The following is a 12888-nucleotide window of genomic DNA, read 5'->3' as shown; positions in this document are numbered from 1 at the left end:
GCGCGGCGGCCCGCGACAGCATAGTCGTCTACCGTGAGGCTGGCCTGCTTTTCCGTTGTGCGAGCATCCCGATGGCCGGTGCCGACGCCGGTCGAGAATCGGACGATAAGATCTTCCTCGCGAACAATCGCGCCGTCCGCCGTCCCGATCGACGCCATGCCATTATCGAATAACATGCACGCACGGTGATCAGGGCGCGGCCCGGAAGTCGAACGTCTTATTACCGATCCATTGACCTTCAAGCTTGTCGCCCTTGATCGTGGCCCGAATCTGCGGGTTCGGCGTATCGCTGCTCCCGGCCTCGGTAAGCTCGACGACATCGCCCTTCACCTTGCCGCTCAGCGCGATTGGCTTGCGGTACTTGCCATAGAAGTAGATACCGGACAGCGACCCATCGCTATAAAGATCGGACAATAGCAGTGTGATGGCCGCCGGCCCCACACGACCTTGCAGAATTTGCCGGTACGGTTCAGCTCGCGGCGCAGCCTGTGGACCACTCATTAGAAGGTACTTGCCGTAAGCAGTGAGATTCGGCGCGAGATTTTCGATTTTATAAGTCACCTTCTGGTCGCCCACGTCGTCCAGCGCCCGCATAGCGTGGTTACTGCAACGACCATACAGAAACGTGATGGAGTCGTCCTTGATTTCCATAGGGATATCCACCCATTTGTAGTAATTTCCATAATCTGATGAATGCATCGACTCCAGGCAGTTTTCATACATGCCGATGGCCGACGTAATGTGCTCTTCTTCCTCATCCTGTCTGCCGTCGGGCCAAGGTGTTGCGATGCCCTTCTTCTTGCGGTTAGCTACGGCATCCTTGCTCAGATCGGCGATGGCTCTCTTGTACTCAGCCTCCCGTTTCGCGAGGTTCTTCTTCCGCAACGTCACACCACCTGTCGGCGTAAATATGTCCTCAGCAGAGATCAATCGCCCGGTCGCTGCATCGAAGTTGTAATATCTCGAGTAATGCTCGCAATATGCGCCGCAGCCCTCGGCGTCGACTTCGATTGCCAGCATTCGATCATCGTTACGCAACACCGAGAAGTTGAAATCCGAGCTGCCTTGAAGTCCGTCCTGTACCTTGGACACCTTGATGCCGTCGGAATATCTGGCCGGGGCTGGCTGCTCGGCCATGTCAAGGAAAATGCGATTGTTGATGCGGGCGTCACGCGCGGCATCGCCTGATTCGACGTAGGGCAGCGATCCTTTGTACGCGATCGTTTTCACGTCGATCGGTACTGGTGAAGCGGCAGCAACGAGAGCGGGTGACGCAGCGGCAATACAAGCGAAAAGTGCGCGATTGTGCATGATGATCGTTTGAGAATAAGGAATTGTAAAAAGTGAGTTGCAGGCCCGCACCTAGTCGGCGCGACTGAACCGTTCCACAAGGGGGCCGCAGACATGAATTGTGGGCACGCATGATGACCGACGCTCTCCAGATTTGTGCACCAACACCCAAAAACGATTCATTCGTGCCCCGACTGCTACATTTGGCGCGTTGGAGATCCGGCAGGCGCAACATTGCGCGCCTGGCGGCGATCACCCTAACTCGACCCGCCCGTCCGGCCCCCAACGCCACAAACGATGTCGATGTGATTTTCCCGCTCCACCACTTCGCGCTTCGGATTCCGGTCGCGCGGGAGGCTATTTCGTGCCGACATCGAAAGCAGTCCTTCGTGGAGCGAACGTCACCGTGAGGTATGCTCAGGCGCGCCATCCAGGGCAACAAGCAACTGATCGACCAGTTCGAGCTTCAACGGCTTGTCAGCGTCGACTTTTTTCTTCCCGATCACGTATTTCCAGCCGTCGCCGTTGCCCGGGTTACGGTAAAACGCGACGATCGCCACGTACTTCGTGTTGGCCTGCATGGGCTGCGCGAGACTCGCAGATGCCCCCGGATTCAGCACGGACGCCATGCTCGCCTGCAGGTCCTGCGCGAGCACGGTTCGGTCGTTCTTCAGGAGATCCTCGTACGATGCGCCGTCAAACAGCTTGCGGTCCCTCAGCTGGTACACGCGTACGGCAACCGACGTTGGCCGGCCGGCGTCATCTGGGTTCAGTGCTTCGCGAGCCGAAAGATCGACGTTGAGCACCTTCACCTGCTTGAAGACCACCGCGTGATACGCGCCTGACGAAGCATCGGAAACAGCCTGCCAGGCACCGCACGCCGATAGAAGCATGGCAAATACAAGCGTTGAAATCGTGAAACGAATGGACATCGGCATTCTCCGGTCATGCATGTCGTGGAATCAGGTGCGGATTGGGTCCGGGGGTGGGGAAAGCTTCGTAGACGCCGAGCGCGATGTTGATCAGGCGATCCTCCCTGGCAGGCAGCACGGTGGTCCAGCCGAGCCGCGGCACCGGACCGGCATGTCCCGGACCGATCGCCGGTTCCGGTGCGTGCCGCGACGAGACCTCCATGCGCAGGTGCACGTCGGCCTTGACGCCGACTGGAACGGCCCCCTGAATCTCCGGACACAGTCTCCCGCTTAAACTAACGGGTAGGCATAGGACTGTGTTTTTGACTAACACCAGGCAGGAAGTGATGGATGTGTTGACGGGCCCGGAGCGTCGGCGGCGCTGGACGGCGGAGCAAAAGCTGGCGATGGTTCGCGAGAGTTTCGAGCCGGGGAAGTCGGTTTCGATGGTCGCGCGCCAGCACGGCGTGAACCCGAACCAACTGTTCCACTGGCGCAAGCTGTACCAGGACGGGAGCCTGTCAGCGGTCAAGGCTGGCGAGGAAGTGGTTCCGGCATCGGAACTGGCCGACGCGCTCAAGCAGATTCGCGAGCTGCAACGGATGCTCGGCAAGAAGACCATGGAGAACGAGATTCTCCGCGAAGCAGTCGAGTATGGCCGAGCAAAAAAATGGATAGCGCACTCGCCCTCGCTGCCGGAGGACGACCAGTGAAACTGGTTTGTGAAGTTCTCGGCGTGTCGCGCTCGAACGTATCGGCACGACTGTCGCGTCCGGCGACGTGGCGCGATGGCCGTCAATCGAGGCAGACCGACGATGCGAGCGTAGTCGAAGAAATCCGCCGTGTCGTCGGCGAATTGCCCAGCTATGGCTATCGCCGGGTTTGGGGCACGTTGCGCAACGAGCGTGTTGCCGTTGGGCTGGTGCCGTTCAATGCCAAGCGCATCTATCGCGTCATGCGTACGCACGGGCTGCTGATGCAGCGCCGACCGATTCCACCTCGGCCGCAACGTCGCCATGACGGCAAGGTGGCTGTCGGTCGCAGCAATCAGCGATGGTGCTCCGACGGCTTCGAGTTTCGCTGCGACAACGGCGAGCCGCTGCGCGTAACGTTCGCGCTGGACTGCTGTGACCGCGAGGCGATGAGCTGGGCGGCCACGACGGCAGGCCATAGCGGCGACATCGTGCGCGACGTGATGCTGGCTGCGGTGGAAAATCGCTTCGGCAATGCGTTGCATACGCCATCCGAAATCGAGTGGTTGAGCGACAACGGTTCGGGCTACACGGCCGACGACACGCGCCGGTTTGCGATGGACATAGGCCTGAAGCCGTTGACCACGCCGGTGTGCAGCCCGCAAAGTAACGGCATGGCAGAGAGCTTCGTGAAAACCATGAAGCGCGATTACGTCGCCTTCATGCCGAAGCCGGACGCGGCGACCGCTGCACACAATCTGGCTATCGCGTTCGAGCATTACAACGAGAAGCATCCCCATAGCGCGCTGAAATACCGCTCGCCTCGCGAGTTCCGGCGCTCGATGGATTCAGCAACCTTAGTGTGAAGCTGTGTCCGGGATTACAGGGTCAATTCCACCGACATACAGTTGCACGAACGCGATCAAGTCGCGATGCAGCGTCCCGCCGGGCAGCAGGCCGTGCGCCTGTTCCGCATCGGCGGGCTGGAGCGTCACGCGCACCGCCCGGCTGCGATACGCCATCCGTTTGCCCAGCACGTAGCCACTGCCCAAACCGCCACGCTTCCCGTTTTCCGGCCTATGCGTAGCGTCACCGGCCGCGGTAAGCGGCCGTGGCCGGCCCGACGACGTCACGACGGGCCAGAACTCGTCCACCCGTACGGCAACGCGTGGGATGACCAACGCGACGACGCCCGCCAACCCTTCCGGCGTGCGGCTGCGCTGGATCAGGAGCCCCAGGAGCGCCAGCATCCGTGAATCGGGCAAGCCGGCACGCTTCGGCTTGTCGCCCCAGCCGAACCCGGCCAGACACAGCAGGTTGCGCGAATGCACATCGACGCCACCGGGACGGAAGTGCTCGGGATAGCGGTACTTCCGCCAGGCTCGATACAGCAGCGTGACGTACCGGTGATTGAATTGGTCGAGAAATGCTTCGACCGCCTCGTGCCCTTCCTCACGCAGCACGATCTCGTCGATCATGTGCGAAGGCATCGCTGCGTCGACGCCGTACAGCCCCATGAAAGTCGTGCGCACGGTCGGCGGCGCATCGGGCCCGAATGTGTTCGACCCGTCGTCGACCTCGACCGATGCGACTTCGCCTGCCGGAAAGCCCATGCGCGGCCGGGGCCGGAACCGCACCGGTTCATGCTCGAGGGAATCCCGCGCACCGAATCCCGGCAGGTCAGGCACTCGCACCTCGAGCAGCCGGCACAGCTGCATGAAGTTCATGCGCGGTGCGCGCGCCAGCAACGACGCGACCAGCGGGTCGAGATTGGGGAGGTCGTGCGGCTTCATAGCGGCGCTCGTTCGGCCTTGCTGCGTGGCCATTCGATCCGGGCCTGGGACGGCAGGCTGATGATTGCGAGCTTCGTGAACAGATTGATGTCGGCATAGAGCGCGAAGAACCGGTGCAGCAACTCACCGAACAGCATCACGTCGCCCTCGCCCGCAAACGCATGGCTGTCGAGCGTCACCTCGATCAGTACGCCCCGTTCGACCGAGCCACCCGACACTTCCTCGATCAGCGCCTGCGATACCCACAAAATGCCCGCGAGCCTCCGACGGTTCAGTTCGTCGTCCGTCCAGTCGTAAAGCGCGAGCGCCCCGCGCAGCACTTCCGCGTTCATCATCGACAGGAAGTTCGGTGCCAGATGCGACAGCACGCGCCACTGGAACCGGTCTTCCGTCGGCGGGTACAGCGGCAGCGTTGGCGACACGAGATTGCGCACCCCGGCGACATTCTGCGTGCTGGTCGCGAGCTCATTGAGGCTCGCTTCCCGCAGCCCCTTGCGCGGCAACAGCCCGTTCGTACCCGTCACCCGCAGCGACAGGCTTTCTTCCGGCAAGCTCTGCATCGTTTCCCATGCGTGACCACCGAGAATCACCCACGTCTCGTGAAGGCCGGAGACACCCGGCCGCACCCGCGTGTGGAAATACCGCTCCGGTGCCTCATGGCGCAGCATGCCGCCGCGATGCCGGAACGTCGCGAACGGCACGTATTCGTACCGCTCGGCCGTTTCGTGGTCGAATGACTCGATCGCGTCGACCGAATATGTTTCGACATGCTCGCCTTGATGGCCTGCCGGCACCACGCGGTATTCGGTTTCGTGATGGTCGATCCCGATCGGCTCGGCATCCAGCTCGAACAGGTTGATTACGGGCGAGCAGAACAGCCGCACGTTCTCCGCGCTGAAGCGTTGGTCCGATGGATACGCATGCTTCAGCACGATCTCCAGCTCGAAGCGGGTCGAGCTTTCCGGGAGCTTCGCGATATCGAGTCCGCACAGGTCGACGAACAGGAATTTCTCGCGGAACGTGAAATACTCGAGCAGCAACTGGTAGCCGGAAAATGCCGCATCGGCCTTCGGCCACAGCCGTTCCTCAGTCGAGAACCCGGCCGGCTCGATCGTGACGCCGTCGAGCGGTACCGCTTCGCCGTTACGGACTTCCGGAATGCGCCAGTGGATCGTGTCGATCTGGCGCGTCAGCGCGAGGTGCATCGCGAACGCAGTCGGCAGATCCGCGCTCAGGTGCAAACGCAGCCGCGACAAATCTGTTTCCTTGCGGCGTGCGGCGCCTTCGAGCGCGAACCCGAGGCGGATCACCGAGCGGCCGTCGTGACGCACGGTCGGTCCGGCATGCGTGATCGCGATCGGTTGCAACGTGACGGCTTGCGTGGTCCGGTATATGCACTGCACCGTTTTCGGCGTCGTGCCTTCGGCGCCGGCCGGCGGCGGCACGGCGATCGGCGCGGAGCGCACCGGCACGCCCGCCGGCACGACTTCGGTCTTCTGAAGCTTTTCCGCAGGCGGGACGAGTTCAACCACCGACAGCGACGGGATCATCCGCAGGTAATGCGGCCAGAGAAGGCTCACGAGTCCCTCGGTGAGTTCCGGCAGTTCGTCGTCGAGCTTTTGGCGAAGCCGGCCGGTCAGGAACGCGAAGCCCTCGAACAGGCGCTCGACGTAGGGGTCGCGATCGCCAACGCGATCGAGGTTGAGCAGGCGTGCGCGATCGGGGTGCGCCTTCGCGAATTCCTTGCCGGATTCGCGCAGATAGCGCATTTCCGCTTCGTAGTAGCGCAGGATCGGATCATCGTTTTTCATTAGTTTTTCTTACGAAAGAGTCAGCGCGCGCGCCGGATCAAGCACGGTCAGTTCGGCCTGCAGTTCGCCGATGCGGCGGGCAAGCGCCGGTTTGTCGGCATCCTTGCGGGCGCTCATCGCTTTCAACGCCCGTACGAACTGCTGCTTGACCTCGAACACCAGCGCCGGCTCCCAGCGCATCAGCGGCAGCGATCGGGACGACGTGTCGAGTTCCGCAAGCAACGCGAGCGCCGTATCGGGCCGGCCGGCGTGATCGGCAACGCGCGCCATCACGAGCCGTTGCAGGTAGCGGTGGCGGTCGTTCTTCATACCCGGCAACGCCTCAAGCCACGCGAATGCAGCCTCCACGCCTTCGCGCCCGGCCAGTTCCCGCGCCTGCACTTCGATTTCCGGCCAGTCGCCGGCGGCATCGCCAACGCTCTCGGCCGAAACCGGCAGCGGTGCGACAGACTCGCCCGCTTCCAGATCGCGTACCACCGCGTACCGCGCGATCCATTCAAGCGTCGTGTCATCGGCGAACGGCGTACCGTCGTTGAACGCCAGCCGCTCGATGCCCGGCAGTCGTTCGAGGAACAGCGCAAAGTCCGCGCGCAGCAGTTCGCGCCACGCGTTATACGGTGCGCCGACGTGATCAAGGGCGACGTGCTGAAAGTACTGCAGGTCGAACCAGAGGTGGTTCACGCCCTCCATGAACGCGCCTTCGACGCGTTCGAGCAGCTCGTGCCATTGCTTCTGCAGCACGAGCCGTTTCATCTGCTGGCGCAGCTCGGCGCGTGGCGGCAGGAGGCGCGTACGGGCCGCGGCATCCGCCGGCGGCACCTCGTGCAGCGTGTCCCAGCGGATGCTGCGCACGAGCCGCACTGACGGCAGATAGCCGTTCTCCTGATCGCGGAGCCAGACGGCCATCGTGCGGGCCTGGTCCAGTAGATCGCGTGTCGAGGCGATCGCGCTGGACCTCGTCGATGCAGTCGTCGTCGCCGACGCGGCTGCTTCCGCCTCCGCACTGCGCGCCGGTTCGCCCTTGCGCTCGAAACGGGAGACGAGCGGCTGCAGGTTCGGGCGCACGGCTTCGGGCCACGTGCCCGTGGCGGCCACCAGCACATCGAGCGCGGCGAGCGCACGCTCGAGGTCGGCCGGCGCAAACGCGCCACGACTGTCGAGCAGCTCGATCACGCGCGCGGTGGCCAGCATTTCGAGCGCGCCTTTCTTCGCCTCGGCACGTGCCGGCAGCACGGCCTCCCCGAACCGGTCGACGAGCGCGGCCGCCAGCTCGAGCCCGTCCGCGAAACCAGCGGGGCCATCCTGACGCAGCCGGGCAAACGCGTAGTAGCCGGCCAAACGCAGATCCTTGCCGATTTCCCTGATCAACTGCTCGCAGGACCGGACGACCAACCCGTCGTCGATACCGGAAAGCTTCTGCGTTTCCTCCCGGAGCTCGAAGAACACGTCCTCGTAGCCGGGGTCGCGGCCGACGCCACCGTCGCCCGCGAGCGGGAGCAGCCACGCGTTCCACGCGTCGAGCCGCGCCCGCACGAGCTGCTCGGCGTCATCGCGGGCAGGGAAAAGGCTCTTGAACAGTCCACCCAGTTTCATTCGACCTCCGGTAACGCGGTACGAGGAAGCGGCATCGCGGCATGCTTCGCGGCTTCGACCATCGACGCCGGCAGCGGCGGCGGATTCGCTGCCGAGAGCTTGGGCCCGGACTTCCCCGAGCCGGTCACGAAAATCCGTGTCGGCAACGTGAAGCGACGCAGTTGCAGCACGTCCAGCGGCCCTGCGCCCGCTTCGCTGCGCAGTTGCACCTTCAACGGAATGCCCTGGCTCGTATCGGGGGTCCAGGTCAACAGATAGCGCGCGCTGTCCTGCTGCGACACCTTCGCACGCTCCAGCAGGCGGATCAGACCGAACCGGCCCGGCGAGTCGAGCGCCGTGCGCAATCCACCCTGCTCGGTCTGCCATTCGATATGCGACAGGTTTTCGAGCGACTGGCCCGGCCACTCGAACGGCATCCATTCCTGCTTCTGGTTGAAGTAGTGCAGCTCGCGCCCGGACAGCACGAATTTCATGTCGGTCACGCCGGGTGTCGGCACGGCTTGCAGCTCGTACCGCACGCGTGCGTCTCCCGAAGGGAACAGCACGGTCGAGATGCGTGTCAGCTTGTTCAGGCTGCTCAGGAAGCCCGGATCGATCGTCAATGCGCCGCGGTCTGTGCCCTGTGCGGCGACCCACCGGTCACCCTGCCGTTCGACGACACCGGCGAGCTGAGTCGTGACGAATTGCGCGATCACCCCGTTGTCCGGCCGCATGAAGCGCGCCATCTCGGGCAGCGACGCATCGTTGTCCGAGTCCGCGAACGGATAGCGCCCGCCGAACGTCTTGTTCCAGTCGGCCAGGATCGCTGTTCGCCAGATCTCGTTCAGGCTCGCCGAGGCCGGCTGCACGACGACCTGCCACGCCTGATTGAACGGCGCCCGGAAAAGCTCGCCGAAGCCCACCCACTGCTCGCCGAGGCTCGCGGCCACGCGGCTCGCGTAGTCGCGGCTGTCCGAAATATCGGAGGTCTTGCCCTGCAGGACCGACTGCGCGGCCAAACGCGCGATCGCGTCCGGATCTGCACCGGAGACGATCTGGGATACCTTGAGGCGCATCGCCGTAACCCGCTCGAGGTAGCGCGCGAGACTGAGGTCGCCTGTGGCAGCCAGTTGAGCGGCGGCCTTGCCGTTGGCCGGGACACCGGACACCAGATCGCTGCCGGTCAGGCGCAAGACCGGGCCGAAGGCTGCCACGAGCGGCGCAAGTTGCGGCTGAATCTGCTTCGATGGATCCTTCTCGTCCGTACCGACGAGCTGCTGCGCCTTGTTGATCAGGCTATCGGAGAGCGACTGCGCGTTTGCACCCGTCCCCGCCTGATAGACGACAGCGTTCATCAGCGCGACGAGCGGCGAGCGTTGCGGGTCGCCCAACAGCGTCAGTTGGTCGGCGGTGGCCGATAGCGTCGGCGCCTGCTGCCAACGCAGGCTATTGAGGAACAGCGCCCACGCGCGCGCGTAATCGTCGAAATAGCGCTGGCGCAACTCGGCTTTCAGTGTCGACGGCGTGTGGTTGCCGGCCTTGACGTCAGTGAGCACCCAGTCGCCCGACACGTCGCGCTGCGCGCTGGCTTCGTCGATCGCCTTCGAGATCCGTTCGTCCCATGCCGCACGCGTGAACACGCCCGGAATCGTCGCGGTGGTGTTGAACAGGCCACGGCCGGTCGTGTCGCCGAGCAGCGTGGCCAGGGACACCGGCGGATACTTGGGCGTAGCATCGTCGACGATCTGCTGGTAGAGCGCATCCGTGGAGTTCTGGATGCCGCGTACGCCTATAACCGTTTGCCGGGCCGAGGCGATCAGGCTGCCGTCCGGCACGATCGCCAACGCGGAGGCATTCGACGCAGTATCACGGCCGAGATGGTTCGCAAAGAATGCGATCGTGTGCTGACGCAGGTCTTCCCACGTACCCGGCGACAAGGACGAGTTGACCGGGCGCGCGGGTGCGGCCGTCGCAACAAGTTGCGGTGTCAGAAAAGCGGCCACCGCACGTTCCGGCCTGGCGAGCATCAGGTAGGCCTTGAGCGTGTCGTATGCGGCCTGCACCTGTGTGTTGCCGCCGCTGGCGATCTGAGCGTCGGACAGGGATGCGAGCTGACGCAGGCGTTCTTCGAGAGTCTGGCGAATAGGGGCAACGAGGATACGGTTCGCGGCGTTGGCGTAGTTCGGCCATAGCGCGTCGAGAAGCGCACCGTCTCGGTTCAGGCCGAACCGGGTCGGCCAGGGGGCGCCGTCGCGCTGATGGACTTCCAGCGTATCGATCTGCCGGTCGAGACCGTCCAGGGTCTGCATGGCTTGCGTGCGATCCTGCACGGTCGGGAGTTTCGCAGCCGTGTTTACTGCGTTCTGGATCGTTGCGCGGTTGACGAATCCGGAGAACATCGTGCCGGCGATCCAGCAGCCGATCAGGGCCGTCATGCCCCAGGCGGCGGTGGTCGACAGTGAGAAGCCTACGCGGCGGCCGTGAATCTTGCGGCTATGCTCCGCGACGGTTTGCCAGATCGTTCGATGTTGCGGCCCGAGCGGCAGATCTTCGTCGCTCGCGTCGTTCGATGCTGGCGGCGCAAGTTCCCGCTCCGTGAACAACGGGGCAAACAGCAGACCGTGCACCGCATGTCGCCAGACACGGGACTGAGCCGTTTGCATCACCAGATCCGACAACGCACCACGAAGGTTCGAAATATGCTGCGACAGCTCAGCGGGATAGCGATCGCCTGCCTCCTTCGTCAGGCGCACGACACCGGTATCCGCCAGGTTGCAGGTAAGGTCTTGCAGCGACCTGTCGATCTCATCCGCGCTTCCGCGCACGTTGGACCACGTGAAGCCGATTGCCTCGTCGGGACTCGACGTTTCGCTGCCGAAATCAGTGACGTTGAGCAGGTATGCGGGCGCGGCCCAGCGCAGCGCGCGAGCATGGCGCGCGAGCCGTTGGGCGAGGTCGTCGGTGTCGAATGGTGTATTGGCCGAACTGCGGTTACGAGTCACCGCGACAATCGCGTCGACCGGACGACGGCGACGCAGGCGGCGGATCTGGTCGAGCCATTCGGTCTCGAGGGTGTCGCGAGTTTGCCTGGCATATAGCAGAACCGTGTCGCCGGTAATCAAATATCCCGTGTCGACGAGTCCCGGCGCAAGGCGTCTCACTAACGGTAGATCGCCCGCAACGAGTACGCATCGTTCGCGATACCGCCATCGCCAGCCGTAGCGATCGGCAAGGATATTGCGCAACATGGCGGCTCGATCGGTTGCGCCCGTCTGCGCGGCGGAATCGCCGCTGCCAACCGACGTCGAGCGCTTGCCGGCGTCGTAGCGTGCAAACCAGCGGGAAGCTCTCAGCGAGGCGATCTGCAGCAGCACCCACTCGAAGAACTTGACCAGCAGGATCACCACCAGCAAGGTGGAAAATAAGGAAAGCTCGATGATGATCAGGGTATCGCGAGACCACCCGTAACGAGGCCCCTCTACCCATACCGCGATACCGAGCACAAGGAAGACGATGACGGCCGCAATGCCGATAAAGAGGCCGGCCGGTCGAGTCTTGTTTTCATTTTTGTTGTCGTTCATGTTTGCTTTCTGCACATGAGGGCGATCAGTTCCTTACCTTCGCCACAAAGCACCAATTGCGGATCGCCCATTGTCCGCGCATTTTCTGCGGCAAGGGCAACGGCCAACCACGGCCCGGTACCCGAACAGTCGCCCACTGACGTTTCGAGCGTGATCCATCGCGCCTCATCCGGAAGTGACGCGGTTTGCCGAACCGCACTCATACCGTCATGGGTCAGACCATGCGCCCACACCGTACGCAGTTGGTCACGCAAGGATTGCCCCCAACGTATTGCAAGTTCAAGCGTCGAGGCGGCGGCATCAAACGTGCCGTTGGCGGGGCGATGCAGACCTAGCCCGACGGGCATGGGCGGCGACGTAAGGCGCGGGTCTCCAACGAGCAGAGCGACGCCCGCCTCTGCCATGCCATCAGACAGGACAGTACTGATCGCATCGCGAAGCTCGATTGCGACCAGCAGGTGGGCCGTATTGACGTCTCGATTGTCCAGCCACGCGTCCGTCCGGAAGAGCGGAACCGTGTGTTCACCCGGCACGACGTTCACCTTCAATACAGGCACTCGTTCAGCAAGCATTTCCCGCAGCTTGGTCTCGACAGACTCGGATTTCAGCCTGGATCGATGCTGAAGCTCGACCGCAAGCTTCGTTCGCGGCGGAAGAGCCCTGAGTTGCGGCAGGAGACGGTCAACCAGACGTTCCAGCAGCCACCTACACACGGCATGATGACGAGCGTGTTCGGAAAGCTCGTTACCCGGATAAAAACGCATATCGGGAATATCAAGCCAACGTGCATAGACTTCGCTATCCGCGACTGCACCGCTTGGCCTGAGTTTTACCAGTTCCGCCCCGCTCAATATTCCTTCGAGCGAGTTTTCCGAATCATTCGCAGCAAAGCACCACGCATGACCCAGTATCGCCAGAGGTCTGCCCGCGATGGTGTGACACCGCTGGTCCGCCTCATCGCTGACGCGGTTGGTCGCGATCGCTTGATTGCCGCGCGTGTAGCCGTACCCGAGCCAGGAGCACAGCAGAAATGCCCAAGCCATGAGTGGGCAGCCCGCGACATAGAACCAGAACCGCAGCGTGTGCGTTGTCTCGCCCGCAGGCCAAAGCAAGATCGCCAGCGCCGCCCCAGCGCCCATCACGACCACCAACAGGATCGTCCAGACAATCATCGACGGCTGCGGCGCGGACGGCACACTTACCCGCGGCGGCACGCGATTGAAATCGACAGGCATCGC

Annotated in this window: 8 protein-coding genes and 1 pseudogene; 1 reads left to right on the top strand and 8 read right to left on the bottom strand. The window is 63.2% G+C overall.

Going from position 1 to position 12888, the window contains the following annotated elements; all coding sequences use genetic code 11:
• Positions 1-189 precede the first annotated feature (189 nt).
• From CUJ89_RS20330 to CUJ89_RS20320, 3 genes and pseudogenes are all read right to left on the bottom strand, one after another.
• Positions 190-1311, bottom strand: a complete 1122-nt coding sequence (locus CUJ89_RS20330) for a hypothetical protein (RefSeq protein WP_152036650.1) — start codon at positions 1309-1311, stop codon at positions 190-192.
• Positions 1312-1691: 380 nt separating this feature from the next.
• Positions 1692-2222: a type VI secretion system lipoprotein TssJ gene (gene tssJ, locus CUJ89_RS20325; protein WP_236655043.1), complete on the bottom strand. Its 531-nt coding sequence runs from the start codon at positions 2220-2222 to the stop codon at positions 1692-1694.
• Positions 2223-2235: 13 nt separating this feature from the next.
• Positions 2236-2454: pseudogene (locus CUJ89_RS20320) on the bottom strand (type VI secretion system baseplate subunit TssG); the annotation flags it as partial.
• Positions 2455-2548: 94 nt separating this feature from the next.
• On the opposite strand from CUJ89_RS20320, the gene CUJ89_RS20315 reads away from it, so the two are divergent.
• A protein-coding gene (locus tag CUJ89_RS20315; protein WP_114176841.1) for an IS3-like element ISButh2 family transposase occupies positions 2549-3759 on the top strand; the annotation gives its coding sequence in 2 pieces (ribosomal slippage) (positions 2549-2864 and positions 2864-3759; 1212 coding nt in all).
• Here CUJ89_RS20315 and tssG read toward each other — a convergent pair.
• Genes tssG through CUJ89_RS20290 form a run of 5 tightly spaced genes read right to left on the bottom strand, consistent with a single transcriptional unit; the run spans position 3751 to position 12885 of the window.
• Positions 3751-4686 (bottom strand): type VI secretion system baseplate subunit TssG, encoded by a 936-nt coding sequence (gene tssG / locus CUJ89_RS20310; protein WP_114179279.1) that lies wholly within the window; start codon positions 4684-4686, stop codon positions 3751-3753. The genes CUJ89_RS20315 and tssG overlap by 9 nt on opposite strands.
• Complete coding sequence (tssF, locus tag CUJ89_RS20305) at positions 4683-6497, bottom strand: type VI secretion system baseplate subunit TssF (RefSeq protein WP_114179278.1); 1815 nt, start codon at positions 6495-6497, stop codon at positions 4683-4685. Before tssF ends, tssG begins: the two co-directional genes overlap by 4 nt.
• A 9-nt stretch (positions 6498-6506) precedes the next feature.
• Positions 6507-8090, bottom strand: coding sequence for a type VI secretion system protein TssA (gene tssA, locus CUJ89_RS20300; RefSeq protein WP_114179277.1), 1584 nt, complete (start codon positions 8088-8090; stop codon positions 6507-6509).
• On the bottom strand, positions 8087-11650 hold the full coding sequence (locus CUJ89_RS20295; RefSeq protein ID WP_114179276.1) for an ImcF-related family protein: 3564 nt from the start codon (positions 11648-11650) through the stop codon (positions 8087-8089). Before CUJ89_RS20295 ends, tssA begins: the two co-directional genes overlap by 4 nt.
• Positions 11647-12885 (bottom strand): hypothetical protein, encoded by a 1239-nt coding sequence (locus CUJ89_RS20290; protein WP_114179275.1) that lies wholly within the window; start codon positions 12883-12885, stop codon positions 11647-11649. The genes CUJ89_RS20295 and CUJ89_RS20290 overlap by 4 nt, the downstream gene beginning before the upstream one ends.
• Between the last annotated feature and the right edge of the window lie 3 nt (positions 12886-12888).

It is taken from the genome of Burkholderia pyrrocinia, assembly GCF_003330765.1.
Taxonomy (GTDB): domain Bacteria; phylum Pseudomonadota; class Gammaproteobacteria; order Burkholderiales; family Burkholderiaceae; genus Burkholderia; species Burkholderia pyrrocinia_B.
Note: the sequence above shows the minus strand (reverse complement) of the source record. Positions and strands in the feature narration are given on the sequence as shown.

What these genes read in the sequence shown, in the direction of transcription:
- tssG (WP_114179279.1), bottom strand. Translation starts at nt 4,686, where the DNA reads ATGAAGCCGCACGACCTCCCCAATCTCGACCCGCTGGTCGCGTCGTTG.
- CUJ89_RS20295 (WP_114179276.1), bottom strand. Translation starts at nt 11,650, where the DNA reads ATGAACGACAACAAAAATGAAAACAAGACTCGACCGGCCGGCCTCTTT.
- tssF (WP_114179278.1), bottom strand. Translation starts at nt 6,497, where the DNA reads ATGAAAAACGATGATCCGATCCTGCGCTACTACGAAGCGGAAATGCGC.
- tssJ (WP_236655043.1), bottom strand. Translation starts at nt 2,222, where the DNA reads ATGTCCATTCGTTTCACGATTTCAACGCTTGTATTTGCCATGCTTCTA.
- CUJ89_RS20330 (WP_152036650.1), bottom strand. Translation starts at nt 1,311, where the DNA reads ATGCACAATCGCGCACTTTTCGCTTGTATTGCCGCTGCGTCACCCGCT.
- CUJ89_RS20290 (WP_114179275.1), bottom strand. Translation starts at nt 12,885, where the DNA reads ATGCCTGTCGATTTCAATCGCGTGCCGCCGCGGGTAAGTGTGCCGTCC.
- tssA (WP_114179277.1), bottom strand. Translation starts at nt 8,090, where the DNA reads ATGAAACTGGGTGGACTGTTCAAGAGCCTTTTCCCTGCCCGCGATGAC.